Origin of the sequence: Tsukamurella sp. 8F, from assembly GCF_029167375.1 — a bacterium.
Classification (GTDB): domain Bacteria; phylum Actinomycetota; class Actinomycetes; order Mycobacteriales; family Mycobacteriaceae; genus Tsukamurella.
The window spans coordinates 19,040-37,808 of record NZ_JARFTP010000033.1 but is presented as its reverse complement, the minus strand read 5'-3'; the positions used below and the strand labels follow the sequence as shown (position 1 = coordinate 37,808).

Genomic DNA, 18,769 nt, shown 5'->3' with positions numbered 1-18,769 from the left:
ACTAAGAGGAGACAAGTGCTCGACGTCAACTTCTTCGACGAACTCAAGATCGGTCTGGCGACCGTCGACGACATTCACAACTGGTCGTACGGCGAGGTCAAGAAGCCGGAGACGATCAACTACCGCACGCTCAAGCCAGAGAAGGACGGCCTGTTCTGCGAGAAGATCTTCGGACCGACTCGCGACTGGGAGTGCTACTGCGGTAAGTACAAGCGCGTCCGCTTCAAGGGCATCATCTGCGAGCGCTGCGGCGTCGAGGTCACTCGCGCCAAGGTGCGACGTGAGCGGATGGGCCACATCGAGTTGGCCGCGCCCGTCACGCACATCTGGTACTTCAAGGGCGTCCCGTCGCGTCTCGGGTACCTGCTGGACCTGGCGCCCAAGGACCTAGAGAAGATCATCTACTTCGCGGCGTACGTCATCACGGCCGTCGACGAGGAGCAGCGGCACAACGAGCTCTCCACGCTCGAGGCCGAGATGACCTCCGAGAAGAAGGTCCTCGCCGACCAGCGCGACGTGGACCTCGAGAACCGTGCCAAGAAGCTCGAGGACGACCTGGCCGTGCTCGAGGCCGAAGGCGCCAAGGCCGATGCCCGGCGCAAGGTCAAGGACGGCGGCGAGCGCGAGATGCGGCAGATCCGCGATCGCGCCCAGCGTGCCCTCGACGAGCTCGACGAGATCTGGAACACCTTCGTCAAGCTCGCGCCGAAGGACATGATCGTCGACGAGAAGCTCTACCGTGAGCTGCAGGACCGTTACGGCGAGTACTTCACCGGCGCCATGGGTGCCGAGGCGATCAAGAAGCTCATCGAGAACTTCGACATCGACGCCGAGGCCGAGGAACTGCGGGAGACCATCCGCTCGGGCAAGGGGCAGAAGAAGCTCCGCGCGCTCAAGCGCCTCAAGGTCGTCGCCGCGTTCCAGCAGTCGGGCAACTCGCCGCTGGGCATGGTGCTCGACGCGGTGCCGGTCATCCCGCCGGAGCTGCGCCCCATGGTGCAACTCGACGGTGGCCGCTTCGCCACGTCGGACCTGAACGACCTGTACCGCCGCGTGATCAACCGCAACAACCGCCTCAAGCGACTGATCGACCTCGGTGCGCCCGAGATCATCGTCAACAACGAGAAGCGGATGTTGCAGGAGTCCGTGGACGCGCTGTTCGACAACGGACGGCGCGGCCGCCCGGTCACCGGGCCGGGTAACCGCCCGCTCAAGTCGCTGTCGGATCTGCTCAAGGGCAAGCAGGGCCGGTTCCGCCAGAACCTGCTCGGCAAGCGTGTCGACTACTCGGGCCGTTCCGTCATCGTCGTCGGTCCGCAGCTCAAGCTGCACCAGTGCGGCCTGCCCAAGCTGATGGCGCTCGAGCTGTTCAAGCCCTTCGTGATGAAGCGTCTGGTCGATCTGAACCACGCGCAGAACATCAAGTCCGCCAAGCGGATGGTCGAGCGGCAGCGGCCGCAGGTGTGGGACGTCCTCGAAGAGGTCATCGCCGAGCACCCCGTGCTGCTCAACCGCGCGCCCACCCTGCACCGTCTGGGCATCCAGGCTTTCGAGCCGCAGCTCGTCGAGGGCAAGGCGATCCAGCTGCACCCGCTGGTGTGTGAGGCCTTCAACGCCGACTTCGACGGTGACCAGATGGCCGTGCACCTCCCGCTGAGCGCCGAGGCGCAGGCGGAGGCGCGCATCCTGATGCTGTCGTCGAACAACATCCTGTCGCCTGCGTCGGGCCGCCCGCTCGCCATGCCGCGTCTGGACATGGTGACGGGTCTGTACCACCTGACCACGCTCAAGGAGGACGCGGCCGGCGCCTACCGCGCGGCTTCCACCGACGAGCCCGAGGTCGGCGTCTTCTCGTCGCCGGCCGAGGCCATCATGGCCACCGATCTGGGCGAGCTGTCGATCCAGGCCCCCATCCGGGTGCGCCTGACGACGCAGCGTCCGACGGCGGAGGTCGAGGCGGAGCAGTTCCCCGACGGCTGGAAGCAGGGCGACGCGTGGATCGCGGAGACCACGCTCGGCCGCGTGCTGTTCAACGACCTGCTCCCGGCGGACTACCAGTTCGTGGGCGAGCAGATGCCGAAGAAGCGCCAGGCGACGATCATCAACGATCTCGCCGAGCGGTACCCGATGATCGTCGTCGCGCAGACCGTCGACAAGCTGAAGGACGCCGGCTTCTACTGGGCGACCCGTTCGGGCGTGACCGTCGCGATGTCGGACGTGCTCGTGCCGCCGAGCAAGAAGGAGATCCTGGACCGTTACGAGGAGCGGGCCGACGGGCTGGAACGCAAGTACGCCCGCGGTGCGCTCACCTCTGAGGAGCGTCGCGACGCTCTGGTGGAGATCTGGAAGCAGGCCACCGAAGAGGTCGGTAAGGCCATGGAGGACTACTACCCGGACGACAACCCGATCACGATGATCCCGAAGTCGGGTGCCACCGGCAACATGACGCAGGTGCGCAACCTGGCCGGCATGAAGGGCCTCGTGACGAACCCGAAGGGTGAGTTCATCCCGCGCCCGATCAAGTCCTCGTTCCGTGAGGGCCTGACGGTTCTGGAGTACTTCATCAATACGCACGGCGCCCGCAAGGGTCTGGCCGACACCGCGCTGCGTACCGCCGACTCGGGCTACCTGACCCGCCGTCTGGTGGACGTCTCGCAGGACGTCATCGTGCGCGAGGTCGACTGCAACACCACGCGCGGCATCATGGTGCCCCTCGCGGAGAAGCAGTCCGACGGGGCGATCATCCGCGACGCCCACGTCGAGACGTCCGCCTACGCGCGGACACTCGCTGAAGATGCAGTGGACGCCGACGGCAACGTCGTCGTCGAGCGCGGCCACGACCTGGGCGATCCGGCCATCGAGGCCCTGCTCGCGGCGGGGATCACCGACGTCAAGGTCCGCTCGGTGCTGACCTGCGCCACCGGCACCGGTGTGTGTGCGACCTGCTACGGCCGGTCGATGGCCACCGGAAAGCTGGTCGACATCGGCGAGGCCGTGGGCATCGTCGCCGCCCAGTCGATCGGTGAGCCCGGTACCCAGCTGACGATGCGCACGTTCCACCAGGGTGGTGTCGGCGACGACATCACCGGTGGTCTGCCGCGTGTCCAGGAGCTGTTCGAGGCCCGCGTCCCCAAGGGCAAGGCCCCGATCGCCGAGGTCTCCGGCCGCGTGCGGCTGGAGGACGACGACCGGTTCTACACGATCACCCTGACGCCGGACGACGGCGGCGAGGATGTCGTGTACGACAAGATCAGCAAGCGTCAGCGGCTGCGTGTGTTCAAGCACGACGACGGCAGCGAGCGCCTGCTGACCGACGGCGACCATGTGAACGTGGGCCAGCAGCTGCTCGAGGGCGCTGCCGACCCCCACGAGGTGCTCCGCGTCATGGGCCCGCGCCAGGTGCAGGTGCACCTGGTCAACGAGGTCCAGGAGGTGTACCGCAGCCAGGGCGTGTCGATCCACGACAAGCACATCGAGGTCATCGTGCGACAGATGCTGCGCCGCGTGACGATCATCGACTCGGGCTCGACGGAGTTCCTGCCCGGTTCGCTGACCGAGCGTAGTGAGTTCGAGGCCGAGAACCGCCGCGTCGTGTCCGAGGGCGGCGAGCCTGCGGCCGGACGTCCGGTGCTCATGGGCATCACCAAGGCGTCGCTCGCGACGGATTCGTGGCTGTCGGCGGCCTCCTTCCAGGAGACCACCCGAGTGCTCACGGACGCCGCGATCAACACCCGCTCGGACAAGCTGGTGGGCCTCAAGGAGAACGTCATCATCGGTAAGCTCATCCCGGCCGGTACGGGCATCTCCAAGTACCGGAACATCCAGGTGCAGCCGACCGAGGAGGCCCGCGCGGCCGCGTACTCGGTGCCGAGCTTCGACGATCAGTACTACAGCCCGGAGGGCGCGTTCGGCGCGCCGACCGGTGCCGCGGTGCCGCTCGACGACTACGGCTTCTCGAACGACTACCGGTAGTCGCTAGCCGAGAGGGGCCCCGATCCGTCAAGGATCGGGGCCCCTCCCGTTTTCAGCGCATAGGACTTCTTCAGCGCATCGGGTACGGCGCGTCGGTGGGCACGATCTCCGCGCCCAGGGGGAGCAGGGACACGGGGATCAGCTTGAAGTTCGCGATGCCCAGCGGGATCCCGATGACGGTGAGGCACAGGGCGATTCCAGTCGTGATGTGGCCGATCGCGAGCCAGATCCCCGCCACGATCAGCCAGATGACGTTGCCGATCAGCGACGCGGTACCGGCCGTCGGCCGGCGGACGACGGTGCGGCCGAACGGCCACAACGCGAACGCCGCGATGCGGAACGACGCGATCCCGAACGGGATCGTGATGATGAGGATGCAACAGATCACCCCGGCCGCCACGTAGCCCAGCGCCATCCAGAATCCGCAGAGCACCAGCCAGATGATGTTGAGCAGTGTCTTCATGGGTCCAGTGTGCCTGCCGATGAGCGGTACTGTCGGTGGCATGAATCTGTTCCAGCGCACCGCCGCGGTCTTCAACGCAGCCATGGCGCCCCTGCTGAAGGCCCCCGTCATAGGTGGGGCACTGGGTAAGTCCATGGCCGAGGTCAGCTATACGGGACGCAAGTCGGGCAAGGAGTTCCACCTCCTCGTCGCGTACCAGCTCCGCGGCGACGAGGTCGTGATCGGCGTCGCGATGCCGGACAAGAAGGGTTGGTGGCGCAATTTCACCGGCGATGGTGCGCCGCTGACGATCCGGCTCGACGGTGTGCAGCGTTCCGGTCACGCCGTCGCGCGCCGCGCGGACGACGGTGCGGTCACCGTCAAGGTCGCGCTCGGGTAACTGCCCTGCTACGAGACGGTGCGCTGCAGGCGTTCGGCGAACAGCCGTGCCGCCGACGCGTCGCGATCGTCCGGGCGGTGCCGATTGATGCCGAGCGGACGGACCGGCGCCCAGCGGTCGAAGCCGCGGCATAGGAACGTGTCCACGACGCGGTAGCCTCGCGCATCCAGACGCCGGGAGAAGCTGCGCGTATAACGGCGCAGAGGTGTCTCGGGCACCCCGCTGGTCGCGAACACGAATGCGGTCGTGTCGGCTTGCGGGAGCTTTTCGACCAGTGCACGCAGCTCCTCGTGGAAGCTCATCCAGAAGATGCCGGAGCCGAACCCGACCAGGTCGTACGCGCCGAGCGTCTCGGGGTCGACATCGCGCGGTGCGACGATCTCGGCGCCCAGGGGCGACGCCATCGCGTCGGCGATCCGTCGGGTGTTGCCGCGCGGTTCCGCGCTGCACACGATGAGTGCGGTCATGTCGCTGTCCTTCCGTCGAGTCCACCCTCAGGACACCACGGAACGGCGTGCTGTGACAGCTCGTTCAGATCGCGTTCTGCGATGGGATAGAGATCGATGTGCGCGCCGCGCCGGTGTCCGCGCTCGATGACGACCGATGCCTCGTCACGGCGCATCCGGAGAGTGGCCACGAGGTTGCCGAAGAACGGCCCGTCGGTGAGCGTCCAGTCCGCGTCGTTGGACCCGACCCGAGGGCGCCCGTGCAGCGCGCGCGACCACAGCGCGCGGAAGACACCGCGCATGAACAGCGGTATGTAGTTGTGCATGGGCGAGCACGTCAGCTGGTGTACGGGTGCGACCGGGTCGCCGTCGGCCCAGTGCACCCGTGCGGCGTATCCGTGATGGACATCGCCGGACAGTACGGTCACCGACGCGGGCGCCGTCCCCGACGGTGCCAGCCGCCCGTCGGCGACGCGACGCACGAGAGACGAGAGTCGTTGGTAGCTCTCGGGAAACGCGGCCCAGTGCTCGAGGTCCGCAGCGCGCCGTGCCCATTCGCCGAAACGCTGCGCGCGCGGCCCGCGGTCGCCGGATGCCAGCCGCTCCGAGAGCGTTTCCAGACGGTCCAGGGGTGGCGCGAGCAGCCAGGGCACCGATGTCGCGAGCACCAGGTGCCGCTGGTCCGTGCGACAGCTGTCGGTTATCCAGTCGAACTCGTTGTCGGACACCATTTTGCGCGTGTCATCGAGAATCCGTCCGCAGCGCGAATCGATGACCACGACGCGGGTGTCGCCGAAGTCGCGCCTGTACGACCATCGAGTGGGACGGCCCCCGTCGACCTCTTCGTCAGCCGCAGCGGCGAACTCGCGGAGAGGCCGTTCACCGTCGCCGCCGGCCGTACGGATCTGTTGGTAGAGCTCGTCGTTCGCCAGTTCGCCGGGGGTGAGGTTTCCGATGTGCTGGTAGATCCAGTAGGTCATCAGCCCACTCGTGATGCGCTCGTGCCACCATGGCTTGGCGCGCATATCGACGCGCCACGCATCGGAGGTGTTCCAGTCGTCGTGCACATCGTGATCGTCGAAGATCATGAAGCAGGGCATGTTCGAGAGCAGCCAGCGGACCTCGGGATCGGTCCAGGACTCGTGGTAGAGCCAGGTGTACTCCTCGAAGTCGGCCACCTGATCGTGGGGCGCACCGCCCAGCGGACGACGTGGCTGGACTCGGCGCCGCATATGCTTGGACAGGTGATCGGCGTATACCTGGTCGCCCAGCATCAGCATCGCGGTCGGCCACTCGCGCGGCTGCTGTCTCATCATCCGTGTGGCCAGGCCGTCGAGCGCGTCCACGCCGTAGCGGGAGAGCTGGTCTGCGGCGAGTCGGGTGGCGAAGCGGCAGGAGCCGAAGGCCAGACGCACGGCACCGTCGTCGGCGAGCGTGCGGATGTACGACGGCGCCTGCCTCCCCTCATGCGGCCAGGTTCGCTCGCCGTCTAGGTGGACTTCGTATCTGGTGTCGGAACCCGGTGCCAGACCGGCGATCTCGACGAGCGCATAGTGATGGCCGGCCACCGTCCATGTGGGTTCCCCGTGCCCGAGGATCTCGACGGTGCACGGTACCGAGGTCTCGACCCACACGGTGGCGTCGGTCCGACCGACATGACGCAGGACCGGCCCGATCAGCAGTTCGGCGGTCATCGCGTCATGGTAGGCCCCGGGGCGTCGGGGTCGCGGGAAATCCGCTCTTGACCGGACCCGAGGAGTATGTCTACAGTGTGAACATCGCAGGTTAGACGCTATGAAACAACCACATGAGAGGGGCGGGCGATGACAATCGGAGTGCAAGCGGGAAGCGGTGCCGGAGCGCGAGTGCGCGCGAACGGGCGGGGAGGGACGTGGATCGCGGGCATGGTGCTCACCGTGATCGTGTGGGCGTTCCTGGCCTTCGATGTGGTCGGCAAGTTCGCGCGACCGCAGGCGGTCGTCGACGGTACGACAGGTCTCGGCTTCGAGCAGCGTGACATCCTGACCATAGGGTTGCTGCTGCTGATCGGCTTGGTGCTGTGGACGATCCCGCGCACCGCGGTGCTCGGTGCGGTATGGATCTCGGCCTACCTCGGCGGCGCGGTCGCTGTGAACCTTGCGGGCGGCTTCGGTGTGGCGGGCTACGTCTTGTCGCCGGTGTACGTCGGCGTCGCGATCTGGGTCGCGATGTTCCTCCGTCGTCCGGAGCTGCGGAAGGCCTTCTTCGGCTGACGGCGCAGGCGGTCTATGGCCGCTGAGCACTCTGTTCGTCGCCCGCTGTGTTCGGCGGGCGACGGAGCCGTTTGACGGGGCGGGCAGCGGGTGAGCGGGCTCAGGAGTACAGCGCGGACGCGGCTGCGGCGCGGTCGGCGACCTTCGCTCGGAGGCCGGCGGGGGAGTGGATCTCGACCTTCGGCGTGAGGCTCCACAGGGTGCGCAACGCGTGTCCCTCCCCGCCGAACCGGACTACCACGGTGCTGCGTCCGGCGCCCGCCGGTGAGCTCGAGAGCGTCTCCATCACGTTGCGCAGCAACAGGTCTCGAACCTCGTCCTCGACGGTCACGGTGACGATGGTCGTGGCCAGCGACTCGCGGAACGATGTCCGGCTCGCGTCGAAGGCGGCGTCGAGATCGACGTCCACTGGTCGGTCGGCGGGCTCGTCCAGCAGCTCGACGGCATCGAAGCGAGACACCCGATAGGTGCGGTCGGCTCCGTGATGCCGCGCCAGCAGGTACCAGCGATCGCCGGCGTGCACCAGTCCCACGGGGTCGAGGATCCGCTCGGCGGCGCCCGATCGGGGTGACCGATAGGAGCAGCGCACCCGTAGGCCGTCGATCACCGCGTGCTGCAGCAGTCCGAGGTACGGCTCGGATTCGCGCGGCCGTGCGAATCCGTCCGGGCGCACGAGAATTCGTTGTGCCGCACCGGCCGCCGCGGCCCGATGCGGTTCCGGAAGAGCCGCGGCGACCTTACGCATGGCGCTCGCGAACGCGGGCGAGTCCACACGGCCGGCACCGGATGCCAGCAGCGCCTTCGACTCGTCCTCGGTGAGCCCGGTGAGGTCGGTCCGGTATCCGGGCAGCAGTCTGATTCCGCCGCCCCGACCCCTGTCCGTATAGACCGGGACGCCCGCGGCGGATAGCGACTCGACGTCGCGGAGCACGGTACGCACCGAGACCTCGAGCTCCTCGGCGATCTCGGCGGCGGTCACGCGTCCCCGGTGCCGGAGCAGCATCAGGACGGCGAGGAGACGGTCGGCGCGCACATCTCGAATACTCGCAGAGATACATGACAGAAGATGTCATGTTACCCCGATTGACTGGTCCTCACCCAGGGCGGGAACAGCCCCCGCCCGATGACAAGGAGGAAGTCATGACCACAGCCATCCCGGATCCGCGCCCGGTCTTCGCCGTCGCCACGGAGTGGGTGACCGACCTACTGAAGAACACCACGGAGTTGGGCGCGCCCACGCCGTGTGCCGAATTCGACACCCGTGCCTTGGCGGGCCATCTCGTGGGTGTCGCCGACCGCGCCGTGGCGCTCGCGGAGATCGGCACCATCGAGGGCGTGTCCGCCTTCCCCGATTTCGAGGGCGCCGACGGATTCGCGGAGCGGGTGGCGCGTGCCCGCTCTGCGTGGGCAGACGATGCACTGCTCGGCAGGCCCGTGACGGTGCCGTGGGGGCAGGTCCCCGGCGCCGGTGCCCTGTGGGGGTACACCAACGAGATGCTGGTCCACGGGTGGGATCTCGCGGTCGCGACGCGGCAGCCGGCTGAGGCGGATCCCGATGCGGCGGAGGCGATGCTGGCGATCGCCCCGACCTTCCTGCGTGCCGAGATCCGCGACGATCCAGGGGTGCCGTTCGGGCCCGTCGTCACGCCGCGCGAGGGCGCCGGCCCGACCGAGCGCCTCGCGAACTGGTCGGGGCGCTCCTCGACCGGCTGGGTGTAGCGGGCGGGGTACGCGCGCTGAGCGACCGCGCTCAGCGCGCGTGCTCCGACACGAGTACGGCGGCAACCGCGCCACCGGTGCATGAGTCAGGTGAGTGGGTTCGTGCCGCGCTTCTTCCAGATCAGGGTGAAGGCGAGGAAGCCGAGGGTGGCGATCATGTAGATGTACTGGCTGGAGAGCCCGGGGTAGTTCTGCACGAGGCGCATGCCGAAGCCCAGCATCGCGTAGAGCACGGTCGCGAGCCAGAGGCCCACGAGGAGCAGAGGGGCCGTTCGTCCGGGCAGGAACTCGCGACGCGCGAGGCTCGCGACCAGCAGCGCGACCGTGATCAGCTCCAGCACGCCGATCGCGTAGATCATCGGCACGGTCAGGCCCAGGCGGTCGAGGATCGAACCATCGAAGATGCGGACGTACATGCCGAGCACGCGCTCGCTTTCGAAGAACTTCTCGTGCGCGGGCATCCACAGCGTGTACAGCGTCATCGCGTAGATCGGCAGGAGCATCACGGCGGCGAGGAGCCGGCGGGTGAGGGCGGTGAAGGGGCCCTGTGCAGGAGCGGCCGCGAGATGGGCGGCGTCGACGTCTGTGGCCATGGTCTGTCCTTAGTGTCGGGCGACGGTGCGGGTAGCAACGGTGTCGGGCGGAATCGGTTCTCGGCACGCTACTGAGGCGATGCGCCAGTGCGTAGTAGGTCCCGCTGTGCAGAATCCACGGCGTCGCCGGAAATTCCGTTGTCGTAGCGAAGGACGGCCACTACCGTCGGGTCGGTTCGCTGAGAGGAGTGTCCGAAATGCAGCCCGTGACCGAGGCCCAGATCCGAGGGTCGTTCATCAACTGTTCCAAGGGCGACGCCAAGAGGTTGTCCGTACCCAAGGATCTCGCCGGCCGCCCATGGGAGGACCTGGACTTCCTGGGTTGGGAGGACCCGACGCTCGCTGCGCGGTGCTACATCGTCGTACCGGAGGGGGACGCACTCGTGGGCGTGGCGCTGCGCGCCGAGCGCGGCACCCGCCGGACGCAGATGTGCGCGCTGTGCCTGACGACGCACACCGGCGGTGGCGTAGGCCTGCTGACCGGCAAGAAGGCCGGTGAGTCGGGCCGCAAGGGTGACACGGTCGGCACCTATATCTGTGCAGACCTGCAGTGCTCCCTATACGTACGGGGCAAGAAGACGCCCGCACTCGGGTCGAGGTACCGCGAGGACCTGGCGGAGGAGGAGAAAATCGCTCGTCTGGGTGGCAATCTGACGGCCTTCCTCGCGCGCGTCCGCGGGGTCTAGTCGTGTCTAGCGCACCCGGATCAGTAGCTTGCCGAAGTTCTTGCCCGCCAGCAGACCGCGGAACGCCTCGGGTGCGTTGGTGAGCCCGTCCACGACGTCCTCGCGGTAGCGGATGCGGCCCGCCGCGACCTCGGGAGCGATCTCGGCGAGGAAGTCGCTGAACTGGGAGTCGGCGAACTCGTTCTGGATGAAGCCACGAAAGGTGAGGCTGCGCGTGAGTATCCCGCCGAGCAGTACTCCGGTGCGGTCCTTCCCGTCGGGCAACTCGGTCAGGTTGTAGTTGGCGGCGAGCCCGCACACGGGGACGCGGCCGAAAGTGTTGAGCCGCGGGAAGACGGCGTCGAACACCGTGCCGCCTACGTTCTCGAAGTACACGTCGATGCCGTCGGGCGTCGCGGCGGCCAGCTGCTCCGCGAAGTCGGGGGCTCGGTGGTCGACCGCCGCGTCGAATCCCAGCCCGTCGCGGAGGAAGTCGACCTTCGCCGCGCCGCCCGCGATACCCACAGCGCGGGCACCTGCGCGCTGCGCGAGCTGGCCGACCATCGACCCGACGGGACCCGTAGCCGCAGCGACCACCACCGTTTCGCCCGCCTGGGGCCTCCCGATGTTCCGCATTCCTGCGTACGCCGTGAACCCGGGCATGCCGAGCACCCCCAGCGCGGTCTGCACGGGCGCCCCGGCGGGGTCGAGGCGACGCACCGACGCACCTGCGGCCACGGCGTGTGTCTGCCACCCGGAGTACGACAGGACCGTATCGCCCGCGGCCAGCCCGTCGTACCGCGACTCGAGCACCGTCGCGACCGTGCCGCCGGGCATGGTGTCGCCGATCTCCGTCGGCGCCGCATAGGATTTCGCGGAACTCATCCGGCCGCGCATGTAGGGATCGAGCGACAGGTAGTCGACGGCGAGCAGCACCTGACCATCGCCGAGCGGGGGTAGCTCCACCTCCTCGATGAGGAAGCTGTCGTCGGTGGGCACGCCGTGCGGGCGCTGCGCGAGTGCGATGCGGGTCGTGGTGGTCATTCCTCCATGTAACCAGGATCGCCGGGCGAGCAGCAGCGAGGTGTCAATCCTCCAGCAGCGCATGGACGTCCGCTGCAGGTTCTGCTGTGGGTTCCGCGCCGTGACCGCCCGTGCCACTCGACGAGGAGGTGCCCTGCGTCGACGGATCGCTGCCACCGGTGGCAGCGGGCGCCGACGTCGTGGGCGAATCGGTGCCATCGCCGGACGGTGATCCGGTGCCGTTACTCGAGGCGGTCGATCCGGCGCCGGTACTCGAGGTGGTGTGGGTCTCCGAGCTGCCAGGGGAGGTGACGGAGGAGCCGGCGGGCTCATCCGTGGTCACGAGGGCGCCGTGCGCGGTGATCGCCGCGGCCGCGTCGGCCGTGGCGCCGGATGTGTCTGCGATCGTCGCGGTGCCCGGACTCGACGTGCCGGCCGTCTCGCCGGGTGCCGCTGCGGTGCTGCCCGTGCCGCTGCTCGGCCCGGTGCTGCCCGTGCCGCTGCTCGGCGCTGTGCCGCTCGACGGCCGGCTCGCGTGAGCCGATACCGCGCTCGCGGCGCCGCTCAGGGCGTCGAGGACGTCGCTACCGACCGAGATCGGGCTGTCGCCACCGACGGTGACGCTCAGCAGATTCCTGGAGAACACCGGAATGGGAATGGATGCGAAGAGGATGCTCGCATCCGTGGTGGTGAGCGAGGTGGGGTCGGAGATGTTGAAGGTGATGCCCGGACCGTCCGTCGTGGTCTGCACGTTGAACAGCCACCCGATGCCGTACTCGGTGGTGGTGCCGTTGGACGCGTAGCAGAGCGCGGCCATACAGCTGACGCCGTTGCTGCCGCCGAAGCCGTACACCTTCGTGCGCCAGGCGGCGCCCAGACCACCGAGGGCCACGGCAGTGGTGTCAGCGTCGCCGGTGGCCTCGAGGTTGCCGTCCCCGGCGTCCCCGGCGTTACCGGTGGTCACGGATATCGCCGCACCCAGCGGCAGCGCGATCGCGCGGGCGTTCCCGGCGGCGGGATCCCCGCTGAATGCGCCGGGTTCGTCCAGTACGTTCGCGTTGATCGCGATCGCGGCGCTGAGCGGGCCGACGGTATCAGCCTCGGACGAGCCGTTGGACGAGTACAGGGAGTACGCGAAGGCTATGCCGTCGCCGGTGATAGTGGCCGTGGATCCGGTGGTTCCCGCGACCGCCGCGCTGGCCAAGACGTCACCGAGCATGTCCTCGATCCCCGAATAGGTGTCGGCCGGGATGATCGCCTTGAGAACGGCGCCGAGTACCGGGACTCTGGAGCCTCTGCAGTCGGCGGTGCCGCCGAAGTACGGATCCGTGCTGGAGGACGCGTTTCCGCCGGTGCAGGCCGTCTGGTTGAGGGCGTTGGCGGTGCCTGTGCCGAATCCGGTCGCGCCGAGAGCAGTGGTGACGGCGAGGGCGACGCTCACGGTCGCGGCGGCGACCTTGGTCGTGCGGCGACCGGTGCGACGCCACGTGTCGACGCAGGGATGGTTACTACGGGCGTGTGTCATGACGGCTCCTGGTCGTGATCTCGGGATGCCGTCGACGCGGAGTCTGACCAGACCCGAGGCAAGGCTGGCCTAACGTAGCATCGCCGGTGGCGCTGTTCGCTGCGGTATCTCGCGGGGTGGAACGAGAGATGTTCTCGGCAGGGTATTTAAGTAAGCCTTGCCTATATTACGACGGTGGGCTCGCGCTCACAGGGCACTGACGGCGTGTGCGCACAGCACGTGCCGATCCACGGAACAGGAGATCGTATGAAGTCTCATGCCATATCCGCCCTACCGGAGATCCCTCGCGCGGTCACGGCCGCGTTCGCTGCGATGATCGCAGTGATGGGCCTCCTCGGCGTCGGAGTGTGGGCCGCGCCGTCGGCGCATGCCGAACCCGCGACACCGACCGGTGCGCAACTGACCACGGAGCTGAACATCATCGCCGACACCTCGCAGCCGACCGCGACGCGGGCGGCGTTGCTCGAGGGCGGCACGGCTGCTGTCATCAGGGTGAACATCTACATGGCCGCGCTGAAGGCCAACGAGGCGGCGAACGGCTACACCGTCAGCTGGGCGGTTGACAACGGTCCGATCACTGTCGCGGGCACCACCGCTACCACCAATATCACCCTGACCAAGACCACCACGTCGAGCGGCGCCACCGACACCGCGCCGATCAACGGTGTCACCTGGGTGTACCTCGGCGACACGTGGAAGCTGACCAACGCCGGCGTCTGCAAGATCGGCAGCTTCGGCGGCCAGTCCTGCGGGCTGTCCTAGGGACACCCGCGCGGCACGGGTGCGGGCTTCCGGCGGGCCGATGCGCCTGCCGGAAGCCGGTTCCGCGGCTCAGCCGTCGAGCAGCGCCCGGATGTCGGCTGCCGCGAGCCGCGCGTCGAATCCGCCCTCGCCGCCGACGACGGAGTCGAAGAGCGCGGCCTTGCGCTCCTTGAGCGCCATGACCTTGTCCTCGATGGTGCCCGACGACACGAGGCGGTACACCATGACGCTGCGTGTCTGGCCGATGCGGTGCGCGCGGTCCACCGCCTGAGCCTCGGCGGCGGGATTCCACCACGGGTCCAGCAGGAAGCAGTAGTCCGCCTGCACCAGGTTCAGGCCGAAGCCGCCGGCCTTGAGGCTGATCAGGAACACCCGCACGTCGCCGGAGGTGAATCGCTCGATCACCGACGCGCGGTCGGTCGTCGAGCCGTCGAGGTAGGCGTAGCGCACACCGTCGGCGTCGAGCCGCTCGGCGGCCTTGCGAAGGAACCCCGTGAACTGGCTGAACACGAGGACGTTGTGGTCCTCTTCCAGCAACTCGTCGAGCTTCTCGCCGAGATAGTCGAGCTTGGCGACCTGCTCGACGGCGAGCTCCTCGTCGATCAGACTCGGGTCCAGGGCGAGCCGGCGCAGGAGAGTGAGAGAGCGCAGGATCTCGAACCTGTTGCCGTCGTAGTCGTCCAGCAGGCCGAGCAGTTTGGCCCGCTGGTCGGCCAGTATCCGGTCGTAGGTGTGCCGATGTTCGTCGGAGAGGTCGACGGCGACGACCGCCTCCATCTTCTCCGGCAGGTCCTTCGCGACCAGATCCTTGGTGCGGCGCAACATGAACGGTCGGATCCGGCGCCTCAGCCGGGCGAGTCTGTCGTCGTCGCCGCCGCGCTCGATCGGCCGACGGTATTCGTCGGCGAAGTACGTCCGCCCAGGGAACAGACCCGGCACTGTGAGGGCGAGCAGCGCCCACAGCTCCTCGAGGTGGTTCTCCATCGGCGTGCCCGTCACCGCGAGGGTGAAACGTCGGTCGAGCGCGGCGACGGCCGCAAAGGCCTTGGAGCGCGGGTTCTTGACGAACTGTGCCTCGTCCAATACGACACCGGCCCACGAGATCGTGGAGTACTCCTCGTCATCGAGGCGCAGCAGCGTGTACGAGGTCAGCACGATGTCCGCGCCGTCCGCCATCTCCGTGACCGACGCTCCCGATCGGCGCACGGTCTCGGTCACCGTCGCCACGGAGAGGTGCGGTGCGAACCTCGCGCACTCCGCAGCCCAGTTGGCGACGACGGAGGTCGGCGCCACCACCAGGAACGGGCCGGGCTCCTCGCCGCTCTCGTGTGCGCGACAGATCAGCGCGAGCGTCTGGATGGTCTTGCCGAGCCCCATGTCGTCGGCGAGGATCCCGCCGAAGTCGTTGTCCCATAGGAAGGCGAGCCAGTCGAGCCCGTCCCGCTGATAGGGGCGCAGCTCCGCCTGCAGCTTGGTGGGTGGGTCCTGCCGGTCGATCTCGCCGGCGGCGAGCGCTCCCACGCGGCGGCTCCAGCCCTCGTCGAAGGAGGCCGCGTCTGCGATCTCCGCGATGTCCTCGACCAACCCGGCCTGGAACCGGCTGATCGTGAAGGAGCCTGCGCCGCCACGGGCCTTGGGGCGTCCCCGGGTGGGTAGTTCCCTTGCCTCGCCTATCAGTTCGCGTAGCCGGTCGAAACGCTCACCGTCGATACGGGTCAGGAGGCCACCCGGCGTGACGATGGTGTCCTGGCCCGCGGCGACCGCGGTGAACACGTCGCGGAAGGGCACCGACTCGCCGTCGACCTCGACGGTCACCTCGAGGTCGAACCAGTCCATCGATTCGCCCCCGGCGTCATCGACGTTCAGCGACACCGTCGCGCCGGACTCCGCCCACTTGAACACCGGATCGTCGGTCACCTCGAGCGCGAGGTCCGGCACCGTCGTCAGCACCGGTGCGACCTCGGCCAGCCACAATGCGGCCTCCGTTCCCCGGTAGAAGCCTTTCGAATGATCAATGGCCACACCGGATTCCTTGAGCGCGTTGAGCATCGCCCGGGTGACCCGCTGCTGCCCGACGGCGTCGGCCAGGCCGGCCGGTTCGGAGCCGAGCGGGTAGTCGCGCGTGTCGTCGCCGACCGTGTACCGCCACCGCCACGCAACCTCGAGCTCGGAGGCCGACGCGAAATACTTTGCGGCGCAAACCAGGACCGGGCGTGACACGCGGACCTCGCCGACGGTGGCCGCCGGGTCCCGCACGGGGGTGGTCCCCGCCAAGAACGGCAGATAGCGCTCCCGTAGCCGCGGGAGATCCGCCTCAGGCACCTGGATAGCCGTGAACCGCCGCAGTGCGCTCGTATGCGCCTCGCTCAGAGGTGAGGCAAGCGGGGCGAGGGTGATCCGCCCCGGGTCGGCTTGGAACAGCCCCGTCGCGCGTCGCGGGCCGACCAGTCCGCCCGTGAACGCCTCGGGCCCCGAGCCGAAATCGGTCTCCAGCCCGAGCTCCACGCCGCCGTCGACGGGCTGCGCGACGAGGCCCAGCCGGACGGGACCGAGCAGTAGGACGGTGGTACGCGCCGCCTTCGCGAGGAAGGGCACGCCCGCGTCGCGTACGCGCTCCAACTGGTCCCACACCATCATCGAGTCGATCGCGGTGAGGTCCACCCAGGTGTCGGCGCCGTATACCGACCACATCGCGAGCTGTGCCAGCCCCGTCAGGGCGTCACGATGCGCCTCCGGCAGCCGCGGATTGCCGGCTACGGTCCGCCACCGCAGGTCGCCGGCAACCCATGAGCCCTCGCGCATCCCGGGCATCACCAGCCGTGCGGACAGTCGTGCGGCGGAGTAGGTCCCGCGCGCGTCGACATCGAACTGGAGCGCGACGGGCAACGTCGACGCGGTGCGTGGGGAGGCGGGGAGCAGTGCCTCGAGCTGCCGCTCCCAGGGCACCTGGGCGGGTGCGGCGTCGTCGACGTCCTCGGCAGTCAGCTCGAGCAGGATTGCGGCCCCGTGCTTGCAGTTCAGTGACACCGGGCACGAGCACAGGGACCGTACCGGCCTCCATCGGCCGCCGGAACGGGTCAGCCATACCCGGGTCTCGTACTCGTGCGTGCCGGCGACGACGCCGGTGACGAGCTTGTCCTCGGCGTTCCACTCCAGGTCCGCGATCAGCCCGTTCGCGACGTACTCGCCTGCGCGGCGCACCGTGGGTGCGCCGAAGAAGGGCACCAGGTCGCCCTCATCGAATGACGGTCCGCTCATAGCCAAGCGGCCATTATAGCGTCGTGCAGTAGCGGCGGGGTGGACGCGACGGCTCTGTGGGGCCGATCGTGCGGCCTCGACGGCACGGGCGCGGGGCTCGCGCCGGGTGCGGGTTCGCGGCCCGCCGCCTGTGCAGTTCCTGTCCATCCGTGCGTCGAATTGATCCCACGTCCGGCGAACCGCTACCGTACGCGGAGAATACGGCCGCTGCGCGTGGTGTGTCCGATTACAGGGATTGTGATTCGTGAGTGTGGAAGACCGAGTGAGCGGCCAGCGGGACTCTGGAACGGAGGCGGCATCGGCCTCTGTGACCGAGGGGTCGTCTGGCGCCGCTTCGTCGGCCGCGGCGGACGCCGATCAGTTCCATCCGGAGCTGTCGACAGGCCGCCGCCGCAAGAAGCGCGGCCATCTGTACGAGCTGGACTTCGTCCGCCTCGTCACCTTCGCGGGGGTCATCCTCGACCACTGCGTGTCCGGGACCACGATGCCGACCAATGTCGCTTCGAACGCGGTCCAGTCGCTCCTGCACTACACGCGTAACTCGTTCTTCGCGCTCACCGGCTTCGTGCTGGTGTACCAGTACCGCGACAAGAAGATGGACGCCAAGCAGTTCTGGCGGCGGCGGTACAAGTACATCGGCCTGCCGTTCCTGTTCTGGTCGGTCTTCTACTGGCTGTACAAGTACACGCTGTTGTGGCCGCCGTACTTCGGGGACATCGCATCCGGATTCAACTCCGTGGACGCGACGCTGACCTCCTTCAAGACGCTGCTCTACAACCTGTGCACCGGTGAGTCCTGGTATCACCTGTACTTCGTCTTCTGCACGATGCAGGTGTACCTGATCTTCCCGTTCGCGCTGTGGTTCCTGCGCCGCACGTGGGGCTTCCACAAATACATCCTGGCCGCGAGCCTCGCGTTCCATCTAGTGGTTCTCCACACGATGAGCAATCCGCGGCCGGACTTCTTCAGCCACGGCCTCGCGCTGAAGCTGTGGAACCACCTGCCCGAGACGATGATCCCGTACCAGTTCTTCACGGTGGCGGGGATGATCGCCGCGATGCACTTCGACGCCTTCCGGCCGTTCGTGGTCAAGTGGCGGATCTGGATCGCCGCTGCTGCGGTCCCGGCGGGTGTCATCAGCGTCGCGTACTACCTGCATCTGACGACGTTCAAGTTCCCGCCGATGGCGGCCAACGTCTTCCGGCCCTACACGGTGCTGTGGTTCGTGGCCTGCATCATGATGCTGTACGCCCTCGGCACGCTGTGGACGGACCGGCGCAAGCCCGGAACCTTCCTCGCCAAGTTCTTCGACCGCGCCGCGGACCGTGCGTTCGGCATCTTCCTCGTCCACGGCCTCGCCCTGCAGGAGCTGGCGCCGACGATCCAGCGGTTCCGCTTCGAGCTGTACCAGCCGATCGTGACCGTTGTCGCCTACATCGCGACGGTGCTCATCACCGTCGCCATCACCGAGGTGCTGCGGCGGAGCCCGATCAGTCTCGTCACCACCGGCCGCGAGATGATCCCGCGCTCGGAGCAGAACACCCGCAACGTGCTGCTGTACGCGGGCGCGTTGGTCGTCATCGGGCTGATCATGCAGTACCCGCTCGAGATGCCGGGCGGCATCCTCCTGTGGGCCGCGGGCGCGTTCCTGGCGGTGTGCACCGTGGTCGGCACCGCCGTCGCTGCGCGCCGCGTAGCGGCCTGACCCGGCA

At 68.1% G+C, this 18,769-nt stretch carries 15 protein-coding genes; 7 read left to right on the top strand and 8 right to left on the bottom strand.

Features of this window, described 5'->3' with window-relative positions; genetic code table 11:
• Nucleotides 1-15 precede the first annotated feature (15 nt).
• Nucleotides 16-3,972 (top strand): DNA-directed RNA polymerase subunit beta', encoded by a 3,957-nt coding sequence (locus tag P0W64_RS19130; RefSeq protein ID WP_275481763.1) that lies wholly within the window; start codon nt 16-18, stop codon nt 3,970-3,972.
• A gap of 70 nt (nt 3,973-4,042) precedes the next feature.
• Here the strand turns inward: P0W64_RS19130 and P0W64_RS19125 are convergent, their stop codons facing one another.
• Nucleotides 4,043-4,435 (bottom strand): YccF domain-containing protein, encoded by a 393-nt coding sequence (locus P0W64_RS19125; protein ID WP_275481762.1) that lies wholly within the window; start codon nt 4,433-4,435, stop codon nt 4,043-4,045.
• A 40-nt stretch (nt 4,436-4,475) separates the two neighbouring features.
• Between P0W64_RS19125 and P0W64_RS19120 the strand changes: the two genes are divergently transcribed.
• Nucleotides 4,476-4,814 (top strand): hypothetical protein, encoded by a 339-nt coding sequence (locus P0W64_RS19120; RefSeq protein WP_275481761.1) that lies wholly within the window; start codon nt 4,476-4,478, stop codon nt 4,812-4,814.
• Nucleotides 4,815-4,822: 8 nt separating this feature from the next.
• Here P0W64_RS19120 and P0W64_RS19115 read toward each other — a convergent pair whose 3' ends face one another.
• A complete protein-coding gene (locus tag P0W64_RS19115; RefSeq protein WP_275481760.1) occupies nt 4,823-5,281 on the bottom strand; it encodes a flavodoxin domain-containing protein in 459 nt (152 codons plus the stop codon).
• On the bottom strand, nt 5,278-6,954 hold the full coding sequence (locus P0W64_RS19110) for an alkaline phosphatase D family protein (RefSeq protein ID WP_275481759.1): 1,677 nt from the start codon (nt 6,952-6,954) through the stop codon (nt 5,278-5,280). Before P0W64_RS19110 ends, P0W64_RS19115 begins: the two co-directional genes overlap by 4 nt.
• A gap of 129 nt (nt 6,955-7,083) precedes the next feature.
• Between P0W64_RS19110 and P0W64_RS19105 the strand changes: the two genes are divergently transcribed.
• The gene (locus tag P0W64_RS19105; RefSeq protein ID WP_275481758.1) at nt 7,084-7,512 is read left to right on the top strand and encodes a DoxX family protein; all 429 of its coding nucleotides are present in this window, start codon (nt 7,084-7,086) and stop codon (nt 7,510-7,512) included.
• A gap of 100 nt (nt 7,513-7,612) precedes the next feature.
• On the opposite strand, the gene P0W64_RS19100 is transcribed toward P0W64_RS19105, so the two are convergent.
• Nucleotides 7,613-8,545 carry a WYL domain-containing protein gene (locus tag P0W64_RS19100; protein ID WP_275481757.1) on the bottom strand — a complete coding sequence of 311 codons (933 nt, stop codon included), beginning with the start codon at nt 8,543-8,545 and terminating at the stop codon, nt 7,613-7,615.
• A 107-nt stretch (nt 8,546-8,652) separates the two neighbouring features.
• Between P0W64_RS19100 and P0W64_RS19095 the strand changes: the two genes are divergently transcribed.
• Nucleotides 8,653-9,231 (top strand): TIGR03086 family metal-binding protein, encoded by a 579-nt coding sequence (locus tag P0W64_RS19095; protein WP_275481756.1) that lies wholly within the window; start codon nt 8,653-8,655, stop codon nt 9,229-9,231.
• 86 nt (nt 9,232-9,317) lie between these two features.
• Here the strand turns inward: P0W64_RS19095 and P0W64_RS19090 are convergent, their stop codons facing one another.
• Nucleotides 9,318-9,824 carry a hypothetical protein gene (locus tag P0W64_RS19090; RefSeq protein WP_275481755.1) on the bottom strand — a complete coding sequence of 169 codons (507 nt, stop codon included), beginning with the start codon at nt 9,822-9,824 and terminating at the stop codon, nt 9,318-9,320.
• A gap of 197 nt (nt 9,825-10,021) precedes the next feature.
• On the opposite strand from P0W64_RS19090, the gene P0W64_RS19085 reads away from it, so the two are divergent.
• Complete coding sequence (locus P0W64_RS19085; protein WP_275481754.1) at nt 10,022-10,510, top strand: FBP domain-containing protein; 489 nt, start codon at nt 10,022-10,024, stop codon at nt 10,508-10,510.
• Between the two features lie 6 nt (nt 10,511-10,516).
• Here the strand turns inward: P0W64_RS19085 and P0W64_RS19080 are convergent, their stop codons facing one another.
• On the bottom strand, nt 10,517-11,533 hold the full coding sequence (locus tag P0W64_RS19080) for an NADP-dependent oxidoreductase (protein ID WP_275481753.1): 1,017 nt from the start codon (nt 11,531-11,533) through the stop codon (nt 10,517-10,519).
• A gap of 43 nt (nt 11,534-11,576) precedes the next feature.
• Nucleotides 11,577-13,037 carry a hypothetical protein gene (locus P0W64_RS19075; protein WP_275481752.1) on the bottom strand — a complete coding sequence of 487 codons (1,461 nt, stop codon included), beginning with the start codon at nt 13,035-13,037 and terminating at the stop codon, nt 11,577-11,579.
• 246 nt (nt 13,038-13,283) lie between these two features.
• On the opposite strand from P0W64_RS19075, the gene P0W64_RS19070 reads away from it, so the two are divergent.
• Nucleotides 13,284-13,799 (top strand): hypothetical protein, encoded by a 516-nt coding sequence (locus P0W64_RS19070; RefSeq protein WP_275481751.1) that lies wholly within the window; start codon nt 13,284-13,286, stop codon nt 13,797-13,799.
• A gap of 69 nt (nt 13,800-13,868) precedes the next feature.
• On the opposite strand, the gene P0W64_RS19065 is transcribed toward P0W64_RS19070, so the two are convergent.
• Complete coding sequence (locus tag P0W64_RS19065; RefSeq protein ID WP_275481750.1) at nt 13,869-17,057, bottom strand: SNF2-related protein; 3,189 nt, start codon at nt 17,055-17,057, stop codon at nt 13,869-13,871.
• A gap of 244 nt (nt 17,058-17,301) precedes the next feature.
• On the opposite strand from P0W64_RS19065, the gene P0W64_RS19060 reads away from it, so the two are divergent.
• Entirely contained in the window at nt 17,302-18,762 is a 1,461-nt protein-coding gene (locus P0W64_RS19060) for an acyltransferase (protein ID WP_275481749.1), read from the top strand.
• Nucleotides 18,763-18,769: the final 7 nt, after the last annotated feature.